The organism is Streptomyces sp. NBC_01267 (assembly GCF_036241575.1).
Classification (GTDB): Bacteria; Actinomycetota; Actinomycetes; order Streptomycetales; family Streptomycetaceae; genus Streptomyces.
In genome coordinates this window covers 7544965-7568899 of record NZ_CP108455.1, presented here as the reverse complement: position 1 = coordinate 7568899, position 23935 = coordinate 7544965, and the positions used below count along the sequence as shown (strand labels likewise).

Genomic DNA, 23935 nt, shown 5'->3' with positions numbered 1-23935 from the left:
CAGGTGCGCGCACCGGTCCTCCGGCCTCTGCGTTCCCCGACACAACGCGTTCCCCCCACACAAGGAGAGAGACACATGGCACGCAACGGATCAGGTCCCAGCCGCAGACGACTCCTCCAGAGCGCGGCGCTCGCGGTGACGGCCGGCGTGGTGCTGCCCGCCACCCACGCCGAAGCGGGTTCCACGGACGGCACCGACTACCCCCTCGCCCACTGGACACCCGCGTCGACCGCCAACTACACGGCCTCCAACCGCCCTTCGGCCTATGCCATCGACCGGGTGGTCATCCATGTCACGCAGGAGACCTTCGCCAATACACTGACGATCTTCCAGGACCCGGCGAAAGCGGTCACCGCCCACTACGTGGTGCGCTCCGCCGACGGATACGTCGCGCAGTGCGTCCGTGAGCACGACATCGCCTGGCACGCCGGGAACTGGGACTACAACACCCGCAGCGTCGGGATCGAGCACGAGGGCTGGGTCGACCAGCCCGCGTACTTCACCGACGCCCTGTACGCGAAGTCGGCGGCCCTGACCGCCTCCGTCTGCGACCGGTACGGCATTCCGAAGGACCGTACCCACATCATCGGGCACGTCGAGGTCCCCGGGACCGATCACACCGACCCCGGACCCCACTGGGACTGGGTCCGTTACATCCGACTGGTCAACCTCGCCTGACAGGAAGCTTGCCCGGCCCCGCCGCCGGGGTGACGATGGGCCGTGTCCGGAGCACCCGGGGGCCGGGGAGGCCGAGTTGACCGACACATGGGTGGCTCTCGAAGCGGGTGCCGACCCCGCACGCCGCCGCAGAGCGCTGCGCGGGGCGTACGAATCGTTCGCGGCGGCGGGACGGGTCGAGCACCCGGTACGGAAGGTGGTGGCCGACTCCTGGCAGCGCTCCGCCCGCGCGCACGTCAGCCGGGAGGGCACCGCGAGCGTCGAGCTGTCCGGTGACGGGCTCGCGGCCTACCGGGACGGGCATCCGCTGGCCCGCGTGATGCCGCTGTTCCGGGAGCTGATGGGCGCCTACGCCATGGACGGAGAACACCTGCTCGCGGTGTGCGACGCCCACGGCCGGCTGCTGTGGGTGGAGGGCCACGCCACGCCCCGGCGGCAGGCGGGCCGGATGAATTTCGTCCCGGGGGCCCGCTGGGCGGAGTCGGCGACCGGGACCAACGCACCCGGTACGGCGATCGCCGTGGACCGTCCCGTGCAGGTCTTCGCCGCCGAGCACTTCCAGCGCCCCGTCCACCCCTGGACCTGCGCGGCGGCACCGGTCCACGACCCGGTCACCGGCCGGCTGCTGGGGGCGGTGGACATCACGGGCGGCGACCGGCTCGCCCATCCGCACAGCCTGGCCTTCGTGGGAGCGGTGGCGCGGGCCGCGGAGTCGCAACTCGCGCTGCTGGCGCCGCCGCCCGCCACGGGCTCCGTACAGGTGTCCGTACTGGGACGGGACGAGGCGCTGCTCGTGGCGGACGGCCGCAAGACCGCGCTCAGCCGCCGGCACAGCGAGATCCTCACCCTCCTCGCCCGGCGTCCGGAGGGCGTCACCGGTGACGAGCTGCTGGTGCAGCTGTACGAGGACGAGTCGGTGACCCCGGTCACCCTGCGCGCGGAGCTCTTCCGGCTGCGCGGGGTGCTCGGCCCCGAGCTGCTGCGCTCGCGCCCCTACCGGCTGACCGCGCCCGTCGACACCGACTTCGACGGTGTGGCACGCCGACTGGCCTCCGGCGCGGTCACCTCGGCGATGAGCGCCTACACCGGTCCGTTGTTACCCGGGTCCCGGGCACCCGGGGTGGTCCGGCTGCGCGAGCGGCTGGCGGCCGAGCTGCGTTCGGCACTGATCGCGCGGGGCGATCCGGGGCTGCTGGCGGACTGGGCGTACAGCCCGTGGGGCGAGGACGACCTGTCCGTCTGGCGCGCCCTCGCCGTCTCGCTGCCCGTGTCCCAGCGCTCGTCCGCGCTCGCCCGGGTGCACGAGCTCGACTCCTGGCAGCGTTCCTGACCGGGTGCCCCCGGCCTGGCCGCTCTCCCGAGCGCCGCCGCAACCAGGTTGCAACCTCGCGCTCCCTAACGTCGGCCCCGGGCGCCGTCCGACGGCGGGCGGCGCGGAATCCGGGAGGCCACTGAGATGACCCGTTACGCAGCGCCGGGTACCGAGGGCGCGATCGTCACGTACGAGTCGCGCTACGACCACTGGATCGGCGGGGAGTTCGTCCCGCCCGCCCGCGGCCAGTACTTCGAGAACCCGAGCCCGGTCAACGGCCGGCCCTTCACCGAGATCGCCCGAGGCACCGCCGAGGACGTCGAACGCGCCCTGGACGCCGCCCACGCCGCGGCCCCGGCCTGGGGCCGGACGTCGGCGGGTGACCGCGCGAACATCCTCAACAAGATCGCCGACCGGATGGAGGCGCATCTGGAGGAACTCGCGGTCGCCGAGAGCTGGGAGAACGGCAAGCCGGTACGCGAGACCCTCGCGGCCGACATCCCGCTCGCCGTCGACCACTTCCGTTACTTCGCGGGGGCGCTGCGGGCCCAGGAGGGAACGCTCAGCGAGGTCGACGACGACACCGTCGCATACCACTTCCACGAGCCGCTGGGCGTGGTCGGTCAGATCATCCCGTGGAACTTCCCGATCCTGATGGCCGTCTGGAAGCTGGCGCCCGCGCTGGCCGCCGGCAACGCGGTGGTGCTCAAGCCGGCCGAACAGACCCCGGCCTCCGTCCACTTCTGGATGAGCCTGGTCTCCGATCTGCTGCCGGCCGGGGTCGTCAACATCGTCAACGGTTTCGGCTCGGAGGCGGGCAAGCCTCTGGCGTCGAGCCCGCGCGTCGCGAAGATCGCGTTCACCGGCGAGACCACCACGGGGCGGCTGATCATGCAGTACGCCTCCGAGAACATCAAGCCGGTCACCCTCGAACTCGGTGGCAAGTCCCCGAACATCTTCTTCGACGACGTGTGGTCGGCGGACGACGACTTCCGGGACAAGGCGCTCGAAGGCTTCACGATGTTCGCGCTCAACCAGGGCGAGGTGTGCACCTGCCCTTCGCGTGCGCTGATCCAGCGTGGCCATTACAGCGAGTTCCTGGAGGCGGGCATCGCCCGCACCCAGCAGATCGTGCCCGGCCACCCGCTGGACACGGACACGATGATCGGCGCGCAGGCCTCCAACGACCAGTTGCAGAAGATCCTCTCGTACCTCGACATCGGCCAGCAGGAAGGCGCCAAGATCCTGACCGGCGGGCAGCGCATCGAGTACGACGGTGAGCTGGCGGGCGGTTACTACGTCCAGCCGACGATCTTCGAGGGCGACAACCGGATGCGGGTCTTCCAGGAGGAGATCTTCGGCCCGGTCGTCGCGGTGACGTCCTTCTCGGACTTCGACGACGCGATCAGCACGGCGAACGACACGCTGTACGGCCTCGGCGCGGGCGTCTGGACCCGGGACATGAACACCGCCTACCGGGCGGGCCGTGCCATCCAGGCGGGCCGGGTCTGGACGAACTGCTACCACGCGTATCCGGCGCACGCGGCGTTCGGCGGCTACAAGCAGTCGGGCATCGGCCGGGAGAACCACCGGATGATGCTCGACCACTACCAGCAGACGAAGAACATTCTGGTGTCGTACTCGCCGAAGAAGCTGGGCTTCTTCTAGACGCAGAAGAGGGGCGCCTGACCAGGGCAGATGCCCGGCAGGCGCTCTCCACGTCGTCATCGTCCGTGACCTCCCCCTATCGCCGCACGGAGCCTTCGATCAGGGTGCCGGCGTGGTTCCGCGCATCAGCCAGGGCTTGGCATCACCGGACGTCGCAGCCCTGTGACGACAAGGGCGCCCAGGTGTACCGGACGCGCACGCCCTGGCCGTGGAGCCAGTCGGCCTCACGGTGCCGGAGTTCGCGCGCGGACTCCGGGGCGATGGCGCAGGGCCAGCGGACGAGTACCGCGGTGACGTGGCCCGTCTGTACCAGCTGTCTCACCCGCCGCCATCCTCTGCGCCGGGCCGGATCGGGCTCACCGTACGTGTCGGTGACGACCTCGGCGATCGTCAGTCCGCGCTCCTGGGCGAACGCGTGACCCTCCGCCTGCGCGCGCTGCGCGGCTCCCCCGACCGCGCCCCGGGCGCGGTCGGCGCACACGTACAGAACGACGGGAGAAGCGGTTTCACCGTGGGGAGTCATGGGCGCCCTCTGCAGACGGATCGGGGTGGAGAGGTTCCGCCCCGCGAAGGGGACGTAGCAGGCCGTACGTTCGCTGTCGTCGGACGGAGCGGCCGGCCCTGTGCGCGGCCGACCGGTTCTGGTCACGCTCCATCCGGGCTGTCGCCGACGGGACCGGCGCCATGTGCGGCGTCGTCCGGTTTGCCACCGCATCAGGGGTGGGTCGCCAACTCGGCCCAGACGAACTTCCCTTCGGCCCGTGTCGAGCGTGCGGAGCCCCAGCTGTCCGCGAGCTGCTGGACGATGAGCAGCCCTCGCCCGCTCTCCCCACCGGGACCGATGTGGTGCTCGGGCGGGCGGACCGGGGTGCTGCCCTCGTCGTGAAGTTCGATGCGCAGACGCCGCTCGTCGCTGGTCAGCGTGAGGCCGCACAGGACATGACCGCTGCCGGTGTGGAGTACGGCGTTCGTGGTCAGCTCGGAGACCAGCAGCACCGCGTCGCAACATGTGTCGCCGGGCAGCTTCCAAGCACGGAGCCGGTCGCGCACGGTGTCGCGGGCGGATCTCGCACTGGTACGCAGGGCGGGCAGGCCGAACCAGTACTCCCGGCGCGGCACGGTCCCGGCTAAGGCAGGGGTCGAGGCCGGGGCCGAGGGCGTGGACAGAGTCACGAATGTCCTTCCAGCGCCTTCCAGAGGGCGCGGTGAGGGGATGCGGGACCGAATCGAGCGGTGAGAGGCGTATGCCGGGGCAGGCACCCGGCAGCGGGGTGCTGATGCCGGCATCGACATCACACGCCCTCTCCGGACCGGATCCCGTGCCATTGCTGTGACTTGACCGCTCACCCGTCCACTATGCGCGTGACGGAGCTCATGCTGCAACCGACTCCCTGATAATTTCAGCAGCACTGTTATCAGCCTGGCGTCAACATCAAATCGCTGTAACAATGGCGCTGTTGACGGTTTCCCAGGAGGTTGGGCGTGAGCGAAGCCCGTTCCAGCACCAGTGCGCCGACAGTTCTGCGCATGATCCTCGGCCGTCGGCTGCAGGAAATGCGGCTAGGCGCCGGTGCCTCGCTGGAGGACGCGGCAAAGGCTCTGCGCGTGACGACCCTGACGGTCCGCCGGCTGGAAAAGGCCGAGGTCGCGCTGAAGCCTCTTTACGCGGAGAAGCTCCTGGAGACCTTCGGCGCGGGCCGCCAGGAGATCGACGAGTTCGTCGACCTGGCCGAGCAGGCCAACAAGCCCGGCTGGTGGCACTCCTATCGCGATGCCGTCCCCAGCTGGTTCACGGCATACATCAGCCTGGAGACGAGCGCCAAGATCCTCCGCACGTATGAACCCCAGTACGTCACCGGTCTTCTGCAGACCCCCGACTACGCGCACGCCGTACTACGCGGCGGGATGCCGAACGGCAGCGACGAGGAGCTCGCACGCCGTGTGGAGCTGCGGCTGCGCCGCCAGAGCCTGCTGGAGCGGGAGGACGCCCCCACGTTGTGGGTGGTCATGGAGGAAGCCGTTCTGCACCGGGTGGTGGACGGCCCTCACGTCATGCGCGAGCAGCTCGAACGACTTCTGGACGTCTCCGATCTCGCGCACGTCAGCCTCGACATCGTGCCCTTCACCGCGGGCGCGCATGTCGGAGCGTGCGCACCGTTCACATACTTCCGGTTCGAAGAACCCGAATTGCCCGACATTGTCTACAGCGAACTCCTGTCCGCCTCGGTCTACCTGGACCAGCGCGCGGACGTCGTCTCCCATCTGGAGGCACATTCCCGCATGGCGCTGCTGACATCGTCCGAGGACAGCAAGGCGCTCTTGAACCGCATGCGCAAGGAGTACTCATGACGATCACCGACGAGGGCGTCTACAACGGCATGCCGGCCCGCAATCTCGGGGAACAGGGCTGGGAGCACCCCTGGAGCGGGCCGAACGGCGGTCAGTGCGTCGAGGCGAAACAACTCGCCGACGGCCGCGTGGCCGTACGCCAGTCCACCGACCCGGCCGGACCGGCGCTGATCTACACGCCGGAGGAGATCGCGGCGTTCGTCCGCGGGGTCAAAGAGGGCCTGGCCGATCACTTGGCCACCGGATGATCCGACGGCGGGCAGAAGGAACGGCGGCACCGGTCCCGTACCCGGTCTGCGAACCGACCGACACACACATGAAGGGGGCAACATGACCACCAGTCAGGCCGGCCGCGATCTCGACACGAGCAAGGCACACTCGGCCCGGATGTACGACTACTTCCTCGGCGGCAAGGACCACTTCGAGATCGACAAGGAGGCGGCCCTGGTCGCCGCCCGGGCCCACCCCGGCATCTACCTGACCGCGCGCGAGAACCGGGCGTTCATGCACCGGGCCACCCGGGTCCTGGCGCAGGAGCACGGCATCCGCCAGTGGCTCGACATCGGTACGGGCATCCCGACCGAGCCCAACCTGCACCAGGTCGCCCAGTCCGTCGCGCGCGACGCCCGCATCGTGTACGCGGACAACGACCCGCTCGTCCTCAAGTACGCCGAACGCCTCATGCGCAGCACGACACAGGGACGCACGGCCTACGTCGAGGCCGACATCACCGACCCCGATGCGCTGATGAGCGCCGTGGAGGACGCGGGGGTCCTGGACTTCGACCAGCCCATCGCCCTCTCCCTCAACGCGCTCATGCACTTCATCACCGACCCGCACGACCCGTACGCCATCGTCCGCCGGCTGCTCGACCCGCTCCCGGCGGGCAGCGCCCTCGCCATGAACCACTGCACGCCCGACTTCGACCCCGTCACCTGGAACAAGGTCGCGGAGGTCTACACGAAGTCCGGGTCTCCGGTGCAGTTCCGTTCGCACAGCGACGTCCGTCGCTTCTTCGAGGGACTCGACCTGGTCGCCCCCGGCATATGCTGCTGCCACCGCTGGCGGTCCGCCGGGCCCGCCACCCAGGGGGCGGAGGTCACGGACGCGCAGATCAGCCTGCTGGCAGGCGTAGGCATCAAACGCTAGCCGGAGCCGGCCCCAAGCATCCGCCCCGCAGAGCACCATCAGGAGCGGCGTTGGGCCAGTGGCATCGGGCCAAGGTCGGTTCAGCCTGGTCGGCAGGAACGGTCGGACAGAAGCTGAGGGGCGTCGGCGAGGACGAGACCGGCGGCGCCGCGGACTTCGGCGCCGTCGCCGAGACCGCCGGTGACGATCTCGACGCTCTCCGCGGCGGAGGGCAGTGTGTGGTTGCACACGCCGGCGCGCATCGGTTCGAGGATGTCCTTGCCCGCGCGCGCGAGGTCGCCGCCGACCACGATGAGCCGAGGGTTGAGGAGGGTGACCAGGTTGGACAGGGCGCGGCCGACCGCGTCGCCGGCGTCGCGAACGGCTCGCAGGGCGCCCGGGTTGCGCTGTTCGATGAGTCCGGGCAGGTCGCGGGCGGCGACCGGATGGCCCCAACTGTCCGCCAGCAGGCGGGCGATGGCGACGGGGCTGGCCACCGTCTCCAGGCAACCGCGGTTGCCGCAGCGGCAGATGAGGCCATCGGCGATGAGCGGGATGTGCCCGATCTCGCCCGCGAGTCCGCGGGCGCCGAGCAGCAGCCGCCCATTGCTGACGATGCCCGCGCCGATGCCCGCCGACAGCCGGACGTAGACCATGTCGCCGGTCTGCCGGCCGGCGCCGTACATCCGCTCGGCGAGGGCGCCGGCGTTGGCGTCGTTGGTGACGCGGACCGGCAGCGCGGTACGGCGCTCGAGCTCTTCGGTCAGCCGCATGCCGACCCAGCCGGACATGATGCCCTCGGCACCGAGGGCGCCGCTGTCCTTCTCCACCGGCGAGGCGATACCGACCCCTGCCCCCAGCACCCGGGAGCGCTCGATCCCGCTCTCCTGGAGGGCGCGCGCGACCAGTGCGGCGACCAGGTCGAGGGTCTCCTCGGGCGCCCGGTCCACTTCCTTGGCCACGCAGTGCTCCCACTGGACCGACCCGAACAGGTCGCAAAGGATCACCCGGACGTGTTGGTGACCGATGTCCGCGCCGATCGCATAGCCCGCGGTCGGCACCAACGACAGGGACTGTGCGGGTCTGCCGGTGCGGCGCGGTTCCGGGCCCTCCGGTCCCTCGTCCTCGATGACCAGACCGACGGAGATCAGGTCGGCGATCAGAGAGGAGACGGTAGCCCGGGACAGCCCGGTGGCCCGGAGCAGCTCGGGACGGCTGCTGTGCGTGGTGGAGTGCAGGGCCTCGAGGACCCGCAGCCGTCCTACCTCACGCAGGTTGACTGGCGTTTCGATCGTGGCCCCCGGGGTGTTGCGAATGGTCAGCCGCAGGCTGCCTTCTCGGTGTTCCCGCCGTCAAGAACCTTGTCCGTGAAGCTCAGGCAGAGAGTTCGTCGGCCGCCGCCGTTCGCCGTGCTGCCGTCGGCGGCGGCACAGCCCGGCAGGAGGCAGTACCTGCTCCCCTGATCCTGGTGGGACAACCAGGCACCGTGCACCCCACGGTGCCTGACCTACGTCTGCTGCGGCTGCCGGCCCCTTCCAGCGACAGGGGTCAGCCGCCGACGGCCACGGAGAAGAGGTGCATGGCGAGTACCTTGTCGGTCGCGCTGCTGCTGACGTTCGGCAGGGTGACGGCCTGCACGGTCTTGCCGGGCAGCAGGTCGACCGTCGCGGCATAGATGTTCACGGGCTGCTGCGACTGCCCGCCGCTGTTGTTGAGGTACGGCAGGCCGGCTGCGATGTCACTGCCCGGGGAAGCGGTCTTCGACCACCAGTCGGCGAGAGTCAGCGCGTACCTCTGGGTGGTGCCGTCGGTATAGGTGATGGTGCCGCTGCCGGACGCGCTGCCGAAGGCACTCGCGCCGACGAAACCCAGCTTGGTACCGGTGCCGGTGATCTCGATCGCCTGGCCACCGGCCACCACGTTGTCGGGCCTTCCGGTACCGGCGGTGGCCGGCCACGGGAAGGAGATCCCGTCATGGGCGGTGCTCTTGCCGGGAGTCCAACCGACGGCCTGTAGCGCCTGGCTGGAGAGGCTGGCGCCCCCGCCGTCGAAGTTGCCGGCCCCGGTGTTGTCGTCGCTGCTGATTCCAGGGTTGGTGTAGGCGGCGGTCAGTGAGGCGTACGGCACGGTGACCGCCGCATCCGCGGTGTGGTCGCCGCCAGGTGTGCTGACGGTGGCGCCCAGCGTGAAGGAGGCCGGGTCGGCGGCGGCCGGGACGGTCACCGACCAGGTGGTGCTGACGGCCTCTCCTGCGCCGACCTGGTGGAAGGTGGCCGGGGTGTCGGCGGTGGCGGTCCAGCCGTCGGGCGCCGTCAGCCCAACCCTGATGTTGTTCACTGCGGCGGCCGAGCCGTTGGTGTAGGTGGTGGTCGCGGTGAGTGTGGAACCGGCCTCGGCGACCGTCGGCGCGCCGAGCTTCAGGGAGTTGCGCACCACGACGGGGGTCGAGCCGGACACCCCACTGACCGTGACGGAGATGGTGGCGACACCGTCGGCGACCGCGTGCACGGTGCCGCTCTTGTCGACGGTGGCGACCTTGGTGTCACTACTCCTGTAGGTGGGCCTGGTGGTGTTCAGGTTCACGAAGGACTGGTCGTTGTTGACCGCCTCCACGACGTTGTCCGCGGTGATCGACGTGTCGCGCTGCTCCTTGGAGTGGTCGGTGTCGTCCTTGATCCACTGGTTCTTGCCGGTGAGGCTGAATGTGTCGCCCGCGTTGTGGACGACGCTCTCCGGCTGCACCGTGACGGTCTGCACCTTCGGGGTGAGGCGACCGCTGATGCGTACGGTCGCGGTGCCCGCGGGGTGCGCGGAGTCCGGGCCGACCTGGAACTGGTAGGGACCGTTGTAGACCGTCTGCCGTGATTTCGCGGCGTCCCAGCTCGACAGGTCGGAGGCTTTGACGGTGATGTTCAGGTGCTGGGTCCGGCCGGGTTCGAGTACGTCGGTCTTCGCGAAGCCGGCCAGCCGCTTCTGCGGCAACTGGACACCCTGGACCTTGAACGGCGTGGCCGCGTAGAGCTGCGCGACGGTCGCGCCGGCAGCCTTGCCGGTGTTCTTGACGTCGACGCCGATCTTCACCGAGCCGTCCGGAGTGATCTGCGTGTGGTCGGCGTCGATGTGCGAGTAGGAGAAGGAGCTGTAGCTCAGGCCGTAGCCGAACGGGTAGGTGGGGGTGCCGGTGAAGTACTGGTAGGTGCGGCCGAGGCCACCGGTCTCACCGGGGGTCAGCCCGTAGTCGGACTTGTCCGGAAGCTGCGACTCGTCCTTGTACCAGGTGAAGTTGAGGCGCCCGGACGGGTTCTGCTTGCCGAAGAGCACGTCGGCGAGCGCGGTGCCCTGGGCCTGGCCGTTGAAGCCGCTGAAGACGATCGAGGAGACCTTCGCCTGCTGGTCGTCGATCTTCACCGGGCCGTCGGACTGGATGACCAGCGCCAGCTTCTTGTTGCCCAGAGCGGAGGTCTGGTCGATCAGCGAGTCGTAGTTGCCGGGCATGGCGAGGTTGGTGCGGTCCTTGCCCTCGTCGGCGTTGCCCGTGTTGGTACCGGCGAATATCACGACCAGGTCGGCGGCCTTGATGTCGGCCTTCGTCCGGTCGCTGAGCGTCGCCGCGGTGGTGGAGGTCGAGGAGGTGCCGGCGGCGTCGAAGACCACATCGGCGCCCGGGTCGGCGGCCTTCACCTCGTCGGTGATGCCCTGCACCGGGCTCGTGGTGTGATCCGGTTCGCCCGAATACAGTCCGAGGGAAGTGGTGTTCGCCATGTCGCCCAGGATGACGACCTTCTTCGTCTTCGACGGGTCGACCGGGAGCAACGGGCTCGCGGCGGCCGGTGCGGAGTTCTTCAGCAGCACCAGCGAGTTGTCGGCGACCTTCGCCGCCAACTGCTGGTGAGCCGGGCTTTCGATCTGGTCCTTGGTGATCGAGGTGTACTTCACGCTCCCGGCCGGGTCGAACTCACCGGTCTCCATGCGGATGGTGAAGACCTTCACCAACGCGGTGTCGATGACGCCCTCGCTGAGCGCGCCGGCGTCGATGGCCTGCTCGATGTTCGCGGTAGTGGCCTCGTCGCCGGTGCAGTTGAGGTCGGTGCCCGCCCGCAGCGAGTACGCCTGGCCGCCCGCCTGGCCCGACATGGTCCTGCCGGTGGCGGTCCGGGTCCAGGTCGGGCTGTCGGCGTCGTGGTCGGTGGTCCAGCCGGGCGGTGCCCAGTCGTGGCCACCGGGGAACTGCCTCCAGTTGGTACCGACCGCGCCGCAGTCCGAGGTGATGTAGCCGTTGAAACCGTAGGTGCGCTGGGCGAGTTCGTTGGTGGTGTAGGTGTCCGAGGTGGACGGGGTACCGTTGATCGCGTTGTACGAGGTCATCAGGCCGGACACGTGCGCGTTCTCGATGAGGTCGCGGAACTGGGCGGTGTAGTAGTCGCGCAGGTCGGTGTCGTTGACGTCGGAGCTGATGCCGGTGCGGTCGTCCTCGACGTTGTTGAGCGCGTAGTGCTTGGCGGTCGCGGCGACCTTGAGGTAGCCGGTCTGCGAGCTGCCGTCCTGGTTGTTGCCCTCGTAGCCGTCGATGAACTGGCCGGCCATCTGGCCGACGAGGTACGGGTCCTCGCCGAACGCCTCGTCCGTGCGACCCCACCGCGGGTCGCGGTCCAGGTTGACCGTCGGGGCCCAGTAGGTCAGATCGCCGTAGTCGTCGGCGGAGGGACCCAGATTGTTCTGCCCGGTGCCGAACAGGGACTTGTCCAGGAAGCCGCGCGCCTCATCCGAAATCGCGGTGCTCTCCTGGTACATCAGGTCCTTGTCCCAGGACATGGACGCGGCGAAGTTGGTCGGGAAGCTGGTGGAGTGCACGCCTCCCTTCACCCCGCCGTTGTTCTGGTCGGCACCCAGGCTGTTGACGCCGTGCTGCCCCTCGCTCCAGTACGTGTACTGCTGGACGCCCAGCCGTGGGATGGCGGGCCCGCTGTTCGTGCTGAGCTGTTGCGCCTTCTCCTGGAGCGTCATTCTCGACACCAGGTCCGCGGCACGCTCCTGGAACGAGTAGTGCGTGTCCAGGTAGGCCGGGGTACTTGGCGCCATGTGCGAGGTCTGCGCCACGGCGGGACTGCCGTAGGTGGCGCTCAGCCCCACCGCGCATGCGATCGCGCAGACCGCGGCCACGCTCGGCCGCCGAAGCCTGCGTCGCTTCCGCTCGTCCATCCTGTCCTCCGTCGTCCGTCGTCCGTCGTGCGTCGTCCGGGACGTGTCATCAGGCTTGGCCATGAAGGGCAGCCCAGGGCCTGTGCCGGACCTGAACCAGCGATGACGTCATTCGGTGCAACTCCGACACAACTCAGGCCTCACGCCCCGCAGTTCGGCAGTTTGTTGTCCGAATTGACGCATAGTCAAGTACCTGACAACACCAATGACCATCATTTTGACCAGTGGCGGAAGAAGCCTGTTGCGGCGATGCCGACCGGCGCAGGCGTCGCGCCTGCCGCCGTTCGACCCCGGCGGCAGGCTTGACGGTGGCGACAGGCCCGATGGTGGCGTCGGCCGCCTCGGTGATCGACGAACCGGCCGCACGGACCGGCACTGCGGGGAACATCTGCGGTCACAGCATCGCGGCAGGAATCAGCAGTGCCGGTGTTCCGGACGCCCGGTCCTACGGTCGGATGTCCGCCGGTTCAGGGCTTGGGCTCGTCGCCGGGTACGACGCGGCGCCAGATCTCCTGCTGGAACTGCTGGGCGGTCATGTCGATGTGCTCGGCCATCAGCGCTTCGGCGCGGCTGGTCTCTCCGGAAGCGATGGCCTCGGCGATGGCCTCGTGCTGTTCGGCGGCCACCCGCAGGGATCCTCCCGCGATGCCGGCCAGCCCTATGGTCGTGACCTGCCGCTGCAGACGCCGCATCGCCTCCACCGTCGACGCGAAGAACATATTGGCAGCAGCGGCCGCGATACCGGTATGGAAGGCCTCGTCGGCAAGGGTGAAAGCATCGATGTCACCCTGCCCCGCCGCCTCCACGGACTGGCGCGCAGCTTCGCGCACGGCCCTGACCTGCGCGGGAGTGGCACGCTGCGAAGCCAGGTTCGTGGTGGTGGTCTCCAGATGGCGGCGGAACTCGAAGAGCTCGTCCACCTGCCGCAGATCCGCGGGCAAGAAGTTGACGAGCGACTGCTGCCAGGAGGACTGCTCCGGCTCGGCCACATAGATGCCGCGCCCCTTCTGCACGGACAGCCGCCCCAACGCCGAAAGGATCTTCACCGCTTCCCGCACCACGGTCCGGCTCATCTGCACCTCATCGGCCAGATCCTTCTCCGTGGGCAGCCGGTCACCCGGCTGCAACCCCTCCCGGACGATGAACTCAAGGACACGCTCAGCTGCAACCTCGTACCCGGGACGGTAGCCGCCTCCCGCGCCCGCAGGCACAGGGGCCGGCGCGGTGGCCTTCTCTGAGTGGGTCAACGGCTTTGCCTCGCTTCCCTCTTGAGGCCGCCGGTCCGGCAGACCTTGGTCTCGACGCCGGCCAAATGTTTCAGATACATCATGCAACACTGGCTCAGTGAATCATATTCAAACCCTTGACGCCAGAATCCGATGACCCCAGACTTTCCTGCGTCCGGTCGCGCCGTCTCCTCCACGTCGTTCCATCCCTACCCGGCCGTTATACCGCTCCTGGGCGACCACTCTCGATTCTCCGCAGCACATCGTCGACGCGAGTAGAACCCCCGATGTCACCGCGCCGGCGCCGGGAGTCCAGCGGACGGCGGCGGTCGGTCCGCCGTCTCATCCACGCCGCCTCGCCAAAAGGACATCAGCCTTCATCACCCCCCGGGGGGGGAACTGCGGACATCCGTATCCCACCGTTCCCCCCAGGGCCCTCCCCCGCTGCCCCTCTGCGACGGCCCGGCCGGCCTGCAGGACGAACCCATCACCGGCCACTGGTTCCGCCGGGGCGCCGGTGGCCTCCGCATCGGAGCCGGCCCTCGTGCCGCACCACGGCATTCCCTCCAGGGCGTCGCCCTCACAACAGCAAACCATAACTTGTCGAAATCCCTTGAAAGGGGAGCACGTTGGACGACATGAAGCTCGGCGCCATCGGACTGGGCATGCGCAGCGATCTGGTCGAGCTGGCCCATCGGCCGGGCTCAGGAAGCGTGGTGGCCGCGGCCTGCGACCGCGATCCACGGATGCTCGCACAGGCCGGGAATCGCTTCGGCGAACAGGTGCGGACCACTGCGGACCACCACGAGCTGCTCGATGCCGGGCTCGACGGCGTGTTCGTCCTGACGCCCGACCACACGCACGAGGAGATCGGCCTGGACTTCCTCGCGGCCGGTGTTCCGGTGTTCCTGGACAAGCCGATGGCGATCAGCATCGAGGGCTGCGACCGGCTGCTCGCGGCGGCCCGCTCGTACCGGACCCCGCTGTACATCGGCCACAACATGCGGCACATGCCGGTCGTGGTGGCCATGCGCGAGCTGATCGACAGCGGGGCCATCGGCGAGGTGAAGGCCATCTGGTGCCGCCACTTCGTCGGCCACGGCGGAGATTTCTACTTCAAGGACTGGCACGCCGACCGGCGCAACACCACTGGCCTGCTCCTGCAGAAGGGGGCCCACGACATCGACGTCATCCACTGGCTGGCCGGTGGATACACCCGGCGCGTGAACGCCATGGGAGGGCTGACCGTCTACGGCGACATCACCTCGCGCCAGGACCGCGGCGGGCAGCTGATGATCGACTGGTTGTCGAAGGACAACTGGCCGCCCCTCGGCCTGACCGGTCTGAACCCGGTGGTGGACGTGGAGGACCTGAGCATGATGCAGATGCAGCTGGACAACGGCGTCCTCGCCAGCTACCAGCAGTGCCACTACACACCGGACTACTGGCGCAACTACACGGTGATCGGCACCGAGGGGCGAATCGAGAACTTCGGCGACTCCGAGGGAGCGGAGGTCCGGGTGTGGAACCGCCGCTCCGAATACCGCGCCGAAGCCGACCTGGTGGTCCCCGTCCACACTCCGACCGGCACCCACGGCGGTGCCGATCCGCTGCTGGTAGCGGAGTTCCTGCGGTTCGTCCGGGAGGGCGGGAGCACCGTCACCTCACCGGTGGCGGCCCGGGAAGCGGTGGCCGCCGGCTACGCGGCCACCATGTCACTGCGGGACGGAGGAAAGGCCGTCGACATCGCTCCCGTACCGGCGGACCTGGCCGCCTACTTCGCACACGGTCAGCAGTGATCCCACTCCCGGTGAATCAGTCTGTGACTGAGCGCCTCGGCATGCGCAGGTGAACGCACCGCCTGGAGAAGCCAGTTGAGCCGCACAGCGCCGCATGAGCCGGAGGGCCCGGGACGGTGACGGCCTCCGATTCCGGTGGGGGATGCGTGGACCGTCGTCCGGCCAAGCCCCGTCCTGGACGTCCTGCTCATGCTGCTCGGGGCGCTGTTGGGCATGGCGGCCAACCAGGCCACCAGTCAGACGGATCATGTCCCGTGGCCACTGCGTCTGTTGTGGGAGTGGTCGGTACCTCTGGTGGCGGTCGCGCTCTTGCTTCTCGTCGCGGGACAGGTGTGGCTGTACTTCCTGGAACGGCCCGTGGCCATCACGCGGACGTGGAACTCCTCGCTGGTGCGGGGCGGAAGTGCTGACCGCCCCGGGAGCCGCGGTACCGCCCGATACGACCGTCGAGCAGGCCCCGGAGGAAACCGGCCCTGGGGGCCGCGGGCGTACGGCGGTGCCGGGACCGGCTGCGGACCGGATACCTGCCCATTGGCGAAGGTACGGCCGCACGATAGATCTGACACATGACCAGGCCTTTACGAGCCTGAACGGCGCGAGGCCCTGGAAACCCCGACGCGGCGACAGCGGGTTCAACGGCATTGACCGGCGGCGGAGCCGCTCGGGGCGGCTCGACCGAACAACTCAGCCGAGACGGGAAGAGCCTGGAGCTACTGGACCCTGGTATCGCGAGTTTGAGTGTGATTCACTAACCCGGATCGCATCATGTATCTGAAACATACGAATGGTGCCGAGGCCGGAATGTGACGACCAGCGGCCTCGTCCTCTCCTGAACTCCGGACCTCCAGCCGTGAAGGACATCCATGCGAATCACCGATGTGACCGTGGAAATGGTCGACCTGCCCGCCCAGCCGCCCTTCCGGTGGCGGGCCGGGCTGCCCGGTTCAGAGCCTGCGGTAGTGGGCGGGATCCTGCGCGTCCACACCGACGAGGGCCTGGTGGGTGAAGCACACACACGGCGCGGAGTGATCGTCTCCGACCTGGTGAACCGTCGCATCCGTGCGGACCTGACCGGCCGCGACCCGCTGATGCGCGAACTGCTCTGGCACCGGCTGTGGGAACTCGACCGCATCGAAGAACTTCCGATCTACGCGCTCGGCCTCGTCGACGTAGCCCTGTGGGACCTGGCGGGCAAAGCAACTGGACAGCCGGTCCACCGGCTCCTCGGCCCGTACCGCGAAGCCATACCCGCCTACGCGAGCACAGTCACCTTCAACAGCACCGAGGAGTACCTCGACGTAGCCGACCAGTGCCTGGAACTGGGCTACGCAGCCATCAAACTCCACGGCTGGGGCGACCCGAAAGCAGATGCAGCACTCTGCCAGAGGCTACGCGCACACGTCGGCGACGACGTCCCGCTCATGTACGACGGATCAGCCGGATTCGATCTCGCCGACTCGATCCACCTCGGCCACGCCCTCTCCGAATCCGGGTACCTCTGGTACGAGGAACCCATGCGCGAATTCAGCGTCACCTCCTACCGCTGGCTGGCCGAACAAGTCGACATCCCCCTCCTCGTCGCAGAAACCTCCGACGGCGCACACCTGAACGCCGGCGACTTCATCGCCGCAGGCACCGCGGGCCGCATCAGGACCAGCGCACAGTACAAGGGCGGCATCACCGGAGCACTCCGCATCGCCCACCTCGCCGACAGCTACCAACTGCGTGCCGAAGTGCACGGCACCGGAATCGTCAACGCCCATCTCTGCATGGCCATACCCAACACCACCTACTACGAGTCCCTCGTCTACACGAACCCCGTCATACGCGAACCCGCAGTGGGTGCCGACGGTCTGGTCCGAGCCCCCACAGCCCCCGGCATCGGATTCGACCAGCCGGGCTGGTAACGACCGTCGGCCTGCGGTCCGTTACCGGCCCTTGGTCTGCCGCAGGCCGGTGGTCTGCCGTTGGGCCGGCTGGGGCGAGCGCCCTTGTAGGCGTACAGCCGGAGGATTTCGACGGGCAGAGTCTCGAACTCTGCTGCGGACAAGGAAGCGTCCACCGCGACAGCGCGGGCGGCCGAGGCCGCGAAGACCTCGATGAGTCGTTCCCCCACCGCCGTGCAGATGCCCCAGGACCGCAGCCGCTCTCGGCGCGATCCTGACGCCACAGCTCCTGGTCCAGTAGTGGCAGCAGGACGCGACCCAGGTACGCGCAGCGACGCCACAGCATGTCGTCGTCCGAGGTCATGTTCGATCCTCTCCGCAGCAGTTGGAGAGCTCGCAGCCCGAGCGCCGCAGGCCCTGGTCCTCGTGGGCTCCTTGCTGTTGCGGAGCAGGTGACCCGGCCTGCGCCGAAGCCCCGGGGCACTTGCCCCGGGCTTCGGATCAGATCGTCTGTCAGCACGCCGGGTCCGGTAGCAGCCGGAGCACACTGGCCCGAGCGGCCAGGCCGCCTTCGTGCGCCGGTCGCCCGACGTCGTCCTGCGGCCGATCAGCCCTTCGTCGCTCCACCCGTGAGGCCCTTGACGAATTGCTTCTGGAAGGCCAGGTAGAACACGAGGATGGGCAGTGTCGCCAGGAACATGAGGGCGAAGACCGTGCCGAAGTCCGCCTGGTGTTCGCCGATGGCGCGATAGATCCCGACGGTCACCGTGGTGCCGGTGGCCGGACCCAGGATGATCAGCGGGTTGAGGAAGTCGTTCCAGATCCAGACGCCGAGGAAGATCAGCACACTGGCCGATGCCGGTCGCATCAAGGGGAAGACCACCTGCCAGAAGGCACGAAATGCGCTTGCGCCGTCGATGGCCGCTGCCTCTTCCACTTCGCGTGGGATCGTCTTGGCGAAGCCGGCGAAGACGAAGACGCCGAACGGCATGTAGTAGCCGACGTACGCCAGGATCAGGCCGGGCACGGTACTCATGAGGCCAAGAGCCCTGAGCACCTCGGTGATCGGGGTGAGGATGACCGCCGGCGGCACCATCAGGCCGCACAGCAGCGCAACCATGGCGACCTTGGCGAGGACCCCGGTCGCCCGCGCCAGGTAGTGGCCGAGCATGGCGGAGATCGCGGTGATGACGAGGATGGAGATCACGGTGACCTCCGTGCTGTTGACCAGGCCGTACCAGAAGAGGTGGTCCGGTCGGGACAGCACACTGTGGATGTTGTCCAAGGTCGGCGGGATCGGCAGACCCATCGGGTTCGAAACGATCTCCGAACCGTTCTTGAACACATTGACCAGCACGAGGTAGATCGGCACGATGAACAGGATGCCTGCGAGCAGTGCGGCAACCGGACGGAGCCAAGTCCTGGGTTCGTTCATGATCAGGAAGAAACCTCGCGTTTCTGCAACAGCCCGAGCGCGATCACCGAAATAGCCGCTACCAGGACCAGCATCGCCACAGCCATGGCGGAGGCATAGCCGACGTGGTTCCCGTTGAACGCGGTCTGGATCACCTGAAAGGCCAGGGTGGATGTGGTGCCGGGGCCGGGGCCGCCGTTGGTGAGGACCTGGATCTGGTCGTATGCCTTGAATCCGCCGATCAGCGACATCACCGTGTTGATGGTGACGGCGGGCGCCAGCATCGGCCAGGTGACATGGCGGAACCGCATGAATGGTCCACAGCCGTCGATCGCCGCCGCTTCCTGCAACTCCTGTGGGATTCCCTGCAGTCCGGCCAGGTAGATGACCACGCAGAAGCCGAGGCTCTGCCAGGCGATGACCCACGAGACCGTGTAGAGGGCCAGGCTCGGATCGGAGAGCCATCCCGGCGGGTTGCTCACCCCCAGCTGACGCAGCATCGAATTGAGCAGGCCGTCGTCGACGAGGATCGCCTGCCAGATGACGCTGACCACCACGGCGCTGAGGACGACCGGGACGAAGAACACGCTGCGGAGTGCGTTGTACAGCCAGCCCCGCCGGTCGAGGAGCATGGCCAGAGCCAGTCCGCCCGCGTTGGTGACGACGGTCACGATTGCCGTGACCAGGGCGGTGTTCCCGAGTGCCTTGAGGAATTCGTCGTCGGAGAAGAGGCTGGTCAGATTGGACAGGCCTACCCACTGGGTCGGCGGGTTGAAGGGGTTCTTGTTGGTGAAGCTGTAGCCGACCGTGATGCCGATGGGCACGAGCACAAGGGCCAGGTAGACCAGGAGACCCGGCACCGCGAAGAGCGCGAAGCGGCTCAGTCCGTCTCTCGAACGTGCCTGCCGGGGCCGTCGTGGCGACCGCTTCAGGGCAATGGTCGGCTGCGGTCCTCCTGGAGCGCCCGGTTTCCCGGGCGTGGCAGGCGAACCTTCCGGTCGGGTGAGGGTGCGGATTCGCATTACCGGGTGGCCTTGTCCCACTGCTCGTCCATGTAGGCGCCGAACTGTGCGGCTGTCATACGGCCGCTGAGGAGTTTCTGGACTCCTGCTGCTGCCTTGTCGGACAGACCGGGCGGCATGGAGCCGTCGCCGGTCTCCTGGGAGAACGAGTTGACGATCCCGTCGGCCTTCTGGGCCTGCCGGTACGCCGCGACGGTCGCTTTGTAGACCGGCCCCATGTTGTCCGGCGGTGTGTAGCCCTTGATGTCGATGATGAGCCCGTCGGCCTTGACGGCGGCGTCGAGGTTCTTGTGGTCCTCCATGAAGGCCTTCGCCCATTTCTTGGCGAGTTTCACATCTGACGCCTTGGAACTCACCGTCATCCCGCCGCCGGTGACGCCAGGGAGCGCAGGCGCTCCCTGGTCGGTGGGCCATGCGAAGACACCCGTGTCGAAGCTCGGCTTCTTGGCGTCGGCCGAGGCGGAGAACCAACTGCCCATCGGGTACATGGCGCCCTTGCCGTCGCGGAATGCCTGCTCGGTGTCCGCGTAGGAACGCGACAGCCCCGCCCGGTCCACGTAACCCTTGTGGGCCAGGTCGGCGACCTTCCCGGCAGCGGTGACGAACGCCCGGTCGGTGAACTTGACTTTGCCCGCCGTGCGTTGGGACAGCCAGTCCGGGGTCTTCTTGTACACGTCGGTGGCCACCGTGCAGATCAGCGGGAACATATCCGCCCAGGAGTCCTTGCCGCCACCGCCGACCACCATCGGATTGATCCCCTTCGCCTTCAACTTGGCGTTGTCGGCGAGCAGTTCGGCGTAGGTACGTGGCGGAGCGCCGATGCCGGCCTTGGTGAAGTCGCCCTTGTTGTAGTAGACCAGCGTCGTCTGGGCGGCATAGGGCAGCTGGTAGACCTTTCCGTCGTACGTGTTGGCGTGGGGCTCGGCGTACGTGGCGAGCTCGCTGTCCGACCATGCCGCCAGCTTGTGCGCCTCGGCGAACCCGGCGGGGTTCAAGCCGATCATGATGTCCGGGAACTGGCCCGTACTGTCCAGTTGCTTCGCGTATCCGGTGCGGTCCGCGCTGGGTGACACGAGCTTCTTGATGGTCACCCCGGGCACCTTCGCCGAGGCCCTGGCGATCGCCGCGTCCCAGTACTTCGCATCGAGGTTCGGCGTTTCGAAGGTGAGGAAGGTCAGGGTGACTTTGTCGCCCGAGGACGCACTCCCGCCGGCGCCGCCGGCCGTGCATCCGGTCAGGACCAGTGCACCTGCGAGGGCGGCTGCCCCCAGGAGTGTCGGTTTGCGTGTCATGCGTCTCTTCCCTTACCCGTCGCTTTCGGAGGCGGCGGCGTGTCGCTGCCCTGTCGTTCCATGACGAGGTGGGGAAATCCCGCTCCCGGCCGTCCGCCGATCCCGCCACATGCTTCGGACTCCCCGGAGAGTCCTACTGCGTTCGAGGGTGGCCGCTCCCCCGAGCGTTCCTCCATCGAAAGCGCTCTGAGTATCGAAGTCCGTCCACAACAGTGTCAAGGGATAAAGCGCAACTATCTGTCGCGGATTGACACGATAGATGTGATGCATTGAATGGCCGGCTGCGGGACGAACACTCCTGCGCCTGCCCGGGAAGCCCGTACGCGAGCGATCGAACTCCAGATAGATCCTAACTAAGCCTTGACTCGCCCCGCGGTCAGCTGCACGCTAGGTCGCACTTGTGCTGGGCGTCCGCCCGGGAGAGGCAAGGGATCTCGACCCAGGCACAGCCGCAGGGATGCACGTTCGTCGTCCCCCTTGCTGTTCGTATCCCACGGAAATGCCCGAACCGTGCGGGTGCCGCCGGTCGATACCCCTTTCCGGCACGAAATTCGCTTCGGCCTCGGAGGAAATATGGACAGACGTCGCTTTCTGGCTGTCAGCGGCCTGAGTTCGATCACGGCGATGGGGACGCTGGTGCCTGCCGCCGCCACCGCTCAGGCGGTGCAGACAGGCACCGGTGGGACGTCTCAGGCGCAGCGGATCATCGCGGGCTTCCTGTCGGTGGGACTCAGCAACTCCGGCCGGGTGAACAGCCTGGTGGATCTGCGCAGTGACACCGACTATCTGGCGGCAGGCACATCGGTGCCGCTGGTCAGCGTGGTGGCCGACGGCACGCAGGAGGTTCCTGTCGAGGTGAAGGCCTCACCGCGCGACCGGCGAGTCCTGGTTTTCCGCAGCGCGAGGACGACGATCGAGGTAAAGGTCGTCAGGTTCGCCACCCACTCCACACTCGAAGTGGTCGGCCTGACGGCAGCACCCGGTGTGGACGTGCAGACACTGCTGTGGGGCCCGCTGCCGACGAAGATCGCCCAGACGATCGGTGAGACCGCCGGAGTGGTCGGTAACAGCGAAGTCGTCCTCGGGGTTCGCCCGCTCAACGACAAGACCGTGGGCGGGTGGCCGAACGAGCACCTGGCCTACGGGTTCGGCCCGGATCTCATCTGGAACCCGTACGGACTGCAGACCGGCGCGAAGGACGAGTGGCTGGCGAGCAACGTCGCGGCGAAGACCACCTGGGGCAGCGTTCTGCGTGCCACGACCTACGACTACAGCCGTGTGCGTCTCCGTCAGCGCACCAACGGATACGAGATCCCGCTCGGGCCGCTTCCCGCGCCGGAAGGCCGCATCGTCGGGTCGAAGATCGCGCTGTTCGGCAGTGCACCGGAGCTCGCGCTCACCGTGCTGAGTCAGATCGCCGAGGAGCACGGCCAGGCGTACCCGACCATCGGAGGCCAGTGGCAGAAGGCGGCCCAGCGCACGTCTCAGTCCCACTTCTGGATCCACGACCTCGACACGAGCAATGCCGCCGCCGCCGGGCGCTACGCCGTGCAGGCCGGGGTCAGGAACATCTACGCCATCACCGGCGACGGCCCCTGGGTGTCGCACGGGCACTACCAGTTCAACAGCTCGTTCGGCGGATCCGACGCCGCTGCGGCCCAGTTGGTGGCCACGGCGGCCAAGGAGGGAGCCGAGGTCGGCGTGCACACCCTGTCCGACTTCATCGACGCCGACGACCCGTACGTGAAGGCGCCTGCCGATCCGCGGCTCGCGGAGGGAGGGAGCTTCACACTGACCCGCCCGCTCGGCGGTTCGGACACCACCCTGTACGTGGACGCCGACCGCCCGCTGGGGCCCGGCGTCGATGGCACCCGGCTGCGGATCGGGGACGAGATCCTCACCTACGGCACCGTCACGAAGGTCGGTACGTCCGAGTGGCGGGTCGACGGACTGGCGCGGGCGCAGTGGGGATCGGCCGCCCGGCCCTGTCCGGCCGGCACCCGTGGCGCCCGGCTCATCCAGAACGGCTACGGCGGCGCGATAGGCGGGCTGCCGATCATCGACGAGATGGCGACCCGGCTGGCCACCGCGTACAACGACACCGGCGTCCGGGCCACGTCCTACGACGGACTGGAGTCGGCGGGCTACAACGGCTGGGGCGGTTACGGATTCGCCCGCCTGGTCAACGGCGTCTACCGGCAGCTCGGCTCCAAGGAGTTCATCACCGAGTGCAGCAACCTCTCGTCCAACACCTGGGATGCCCAGTCCCGGGCCAGCTGGGGCGAGATCGGCAGCACGAGCTACGAACAGCTCATCCGCAGCAACACGTTCTACCGCGCCAACTACCTGCCCGGGATGATGGGCCAGCAGGGATTCTCCGGCGACGACAGCCTTCAGACGATCGAAGTCACCATGGCGCGCGCGGCGTCCCTGAACGCCGGAATCAACTTCGAAACCAGCGTGCAGAGCCTCGCTTCCGGATCGAACACGGCCGCGTTGCTACAGGCGGTCAAGACCTGGGAGTCCGCGCGCAGGAGCGGCGCGTTCACCGCCGATCAGAAGCAGAAGTTGGGCGACCCGAGCACGTACTGGCACTTGAGCGAGGTGACGCCCGATCAGGAATGGTCGCTGCGCCCGGTGGACTCGTCCGGCCGGCCGATCGGCGAGCCGCAGCAGGTCAAGGCCCCGACGCCGGGGTTCACGACGCCGGAGCCGCCGGATGCCCGCGCCGGTGAGTTGTACGCGTTCAAGGTGACCTCGAGCACTCCGCAGACCACCCGGTACGAGGTCACGTCCGGTGGCCTTCCGGCCGGTCTCACCCTCAACAAGGACACCGGCGGTATCACCGGCGTTCCGACCCGCACCGGCGCGAGCAGGTTCACCATCACCGCCCGCAACGGTGGCACCACCGCCGACGCCGAAATCGCCTACCGGGTGACGACCAGGCCCTGAGTACCACGGC

17 protein-coding genes are annotated in these 23935 nt (G+C 68.2%); 9 read left to right on the top strand and 8 right to left on the bottom strand.

Annotated features, from left to right (window positions below; translation table 11 throughout):
• Positions 1–75 precede the first annotated feature (75 nt).
• From OG709_RS33680 to exaC, 3 genes are all read left to right on the top strand, one after another.
• Positions 76–678: an N-acetylmuramoyl-L-alanine amidase gene (locus OG709_RS33680; protein ID WP_250301572.1), complete on the top strand. Its 603-nt coding sequence runs from the start codon at positions 76–78 to the stop codon at positions 676–678.
• 76 nt (positions 679–754) lie between these two features.
• Positions 755–2008, top strand: coding sequence for a GAF domain-containing protein (locus OG709_RS33675; protein WP_329168855.1), 1254 nt, complete (start codon positions 755–757; stop codon positions 2006–2008).
• 126 nt (positions 2009–2134) lie between these two features.
• Positions 2135–3658 (top strand): acetaldehyde dehydrogenase ExaC, encoded by a 1524-nt coding sequence (gene exaC, locus OG709_RS33670; RefSeq protein ID WP_250301574.1) that lies wholly within the window; start codon positions 2135–2137, stop codon positions 3656–3658.
• 142 nt (positions 3659–3800) lie between these two features.
• Here the strand turns inward: exaC and OG709_RS33665 are convergent, their stop codons facing one another.
• Both OG709_RS33665 and OG709_RS33660 read right to left on the bottom strand, forming a co-directional pair.
• Positions 3801–4181, bottom strand: coding sequence for a hypothetical protein (locus OG709_RS33665; protein ID WP_250301575.1), 381 nt, complete (start codon positions 4179–4181; stop codon positions 3801–3803).
• A gap of 191 nt (positions 4182–4372) precedes the next feature.
• Positions 4373–4831, bottom strand: a complete 459-nt coding sequence (locus OG709_RS33660) for an ATP-binding protein (protein ID WP_250301576.1) — start codon at positions 4829–4831, stop codon at positions 4373–4375.
• 309 nt (positions 4832–5140) lie between these two features.
• On the opposite strand from OG709_RS33660, the gene OG709_RS33655 reads away from it, so the two are divergent.
• The 3 genes from OG709_RS33655 to OG709_RS33645 all read left to right on the top strand — a co-directional run bounded on the left by OG709_RS33655 (position 5141) and on the right by OG709_RS33645 (position 7156).
• On the top strand, positions 5141–6007 hold the full coding sequence (locus OG709_RS33655; protein ID WP_250301577.1) for a helix-turn-helix domain-containing protein: 867 nt from the start codon (positions 5141–5143) through the stop codon (positions 6005–6007).
• Positions 6004–6255, top strand: a complete 252-nt coding sequence (locus OG709_RS33650) for a DUF397 domain-containing protein (RefSeq protein WP_250301578.1) — start codon at positions 6004–6006, stop codon at positions 6253–6255. The genes OG709_RS33655 and OG709_RS33650 overlap by 4 nt, the downstream gene beginning before the upstream one ends.
• 82 nt (positions 6256–6337) lie before the next feature.
• On the top strand, positions 6338–7156 hold the full coding sequence (locus tag OG709_RS33645) for an SAM-dependent methyltransferase (RefSeq protein ID WP_250301579.1): 819 nt from the start codon (positions 6338–6340) through the stop codon (positions 7154–7156).
• 80 nt (positions 7157–7236) lie between these two features.
• Here the strand turns inward: OG709_RS33645 and OG709_RS33640 are convergent, their stop codons facing one another.
• The 3 genes from OG709_RS33640 to OG709_RS33630 form a co-directional block, all read right to left on the bottom strand.
• The gene (locus OG709_RS33640) at positions 7237–8196 is read right to left on the bottom strand and encodes an ROK family protein (protein ID WP_250301767.1); all 960 of its coding nucleotides are present in this window, start codon (positions 8194–8196) and stop codon (positions 7237–7239) included.
• Positions 8197–8683: 487 nt separating this feature from the next.
• The gene (locus tag OG709_RS33635; protein ID WP_329168854.1) at positions 8684–12334 is read right to left on the bottom strand and encodes a glycoside hydrolase family 3 C-terminal domain-containing protein; all 3651 of its coding nucleotides are present in this window, start codon (positions 12332–12334) and stop codon (positions 8684–8686) included.
• A 467-nt stretch (positions 12335–12801) separates the two neighbouring features.
• Positions 12802–13581 (bottom strand): FadR/GntR family transcriptional regulator, encoded by a 780-nt coding sequence (locus tag OG709_RS33630; RefSeq protein ID WP_250301581.1) that lies wholly within the window; start codon positions 13579–13581, stop codon positions 12802–12804.
• 617 nt (positions 13582–14198) lie between these two features.
• Between OG709_RS33630 and OG709_RS33625 the strand changes: the two genes are divergently transcribed.
• Both OG709_RS33625 and OG709_RS33620 read left to right on the top strand, forming a co-directional pair.
• Entirely contained in the window at positions 14199–15359 is a 1161-nt protein-coding gene (locus tag OG709_RS33625) for a Gfo/Idh/MocA family protein (protein ID WP_374211285.1), read from the top strand.
• An 863-nt stretch (positions 15360–16222) separates the two neighbouring features.
• The gene (locus tag OG709_RS33620; RefSeq protein ID WP_250301583.1) at positions 16223–17266 is read left to right on the top strand and encodes an enolase C-terminal domain-like protein; all 1044 of its coding nucleotides are present in this window, start codon (positions 16223–16225) and stop codon (positions 17264–17266) included.
• Positions 17267–17852: 586 nt separating this feature from the next.
• Here OG709_RS33620 and OG709_RS33615 read toward each other — a convergent pair.
• From OG709_RS33615 to OG709_RS33605, 3 genes are read right to left on the bottom strand one after another with little or no spacing between them, the layout of a single operon-like run.
• Positions 17853–18680, bottom strand: a complete 828-nt coding sequence (locus OG709_RS33615) for a carbohydrate ABC transporter permease (RefSeq protein ID WP_250301584.1) — start codon at positions 18678–18680, stop codon at positions 17853–17855.
• A 2-nt stretch (positions 18681–18682) separates the two neighbouring features.
• Entirely contained in the window at positions 18683–19681 is a 999-nt protein-coding gene (locus OG709_RS33610) for a carbohydrate ABC transporter permease (protein WP_374211279.1), read from the bottom strand.
• On the bottom strand, positions 19681–20973 hold the full coding sequence (locus tag OG709_RS33605; protein ID WP_250301586.1) for an extracellular solute-binding protein: 1293 nt from the start codon (positions 20971–20973) through the stop codon (positions 19681–19683). The genes OG709_RS33610 and OG709_RS33605 overlap by 1 nt, the downstream gene beginning before the upstream one ends.
• 573 nt (positions 20974–21546) lie before the next feature.
• On the opposite strand from OG709_RS33605, the gene OG709_RS33600 reads away from it, so the two are divergent.
• Entirely contained in the window at positions 21547–23925 is a 2379-nt protein-coding gene (locus OG709_RS33600; protein WP_250301587.1) for an Ig domain-containing protein, read from the top strand.
• Positions 23926–23935: the final 10 nt, after the last annotated feature.

What these genes read in the sequence shown, in the direction of transcription:
- OG709_RS33680 (WP_250301572.1), top strand. Translation starts at nt 76, where the DNA reads ATGGCACGCAACGGATCAGGTCCCAGCCGCAGACGACTCCTCCAGAGC.
- exaC (WP_250301574.1), top strand. Translation starts at nt 2,135, where the DNA reads ATGACCCGTTACGCAGCGCCGGGTACCGAGGGCGCGATCGTCACGTAC.
- OG709_RS33665 (WP_250301575.1), bottom strand. Translation starts at nt 4,181, where the DNA reads ATGACTCCCCACGGTGAAACCGCTTCTCCCGTCGTTCTGTACGTGTGC.
- OG709_RS33650 (WP_250301578.1), top strand. Translation starts at nt 6,004, where the DNA reads ATGACGATCACCGACGAGGGCGTCTACAACGGCATGCCGGCCCGCAAT.
- OG709_RS33645 (WP_250301579.1), top strand. Translation starts at nt 6,338, where the DNA reads ATGACCACCAGTCAGGCCGGCCGCGATCTCGACACGAGCAAGGCACAC.
- OG709_RS33635 (WP_329168854.1), bottom strand. Translation starts at nt 12,334, where the DNA reads ATGGACGAGCGGAAGCGACGCAGGCTTCGGCGGCCGAGCGTGGCCGCG.
- OG709_RS33625 (WP_374211285.1), top strand. Translation starts at nt 14,199, where the DNA reads ATGAAGCTCGGCGCCATCGGACTGGGCATGCGCAGCGATCTGGTCGAG.
- OG709_RS33620 (WP_250301583.1), top strand. Translation starts at nt 16,223, where the DNA reads ATGCGAATCACCGATGTGACCGTGGAAATGGTCGACCTGCCCGCCCAG.
- OG709_RS33615 (WP_250301584.1), bottom strand. Translation starts at nt 18,680, where the DNA reads ATGAACGAACCCAGGACTTGGCTCCGTCCGGTTGCCGCACTGCTCGCA.
- OG709_RS33610 (WP_374211279.1), bottom strand. Translation starts at nt 19,681, where the DNA reads ATGCGAATCCGCACCCTCACCCGACCGGAAGGTTCGCCTGCCACGCCC.
- OG709_RS33605 (WP_250301586.1), bottom strand. Translation starts at nt 20,973, where the DNA reads ATGACACGCAAACCGACACTCCTGGGGGCAGCCGCCCTCGCAGGTGCA.
- OG709_RS33600 (WP_250301587.1), top strand. Translation starts at nt 21,547, where the DNA reads ATGGACAGACGTCGCTTTCTGGCTGTCAGCGGCCTGAGTTCGATCACG.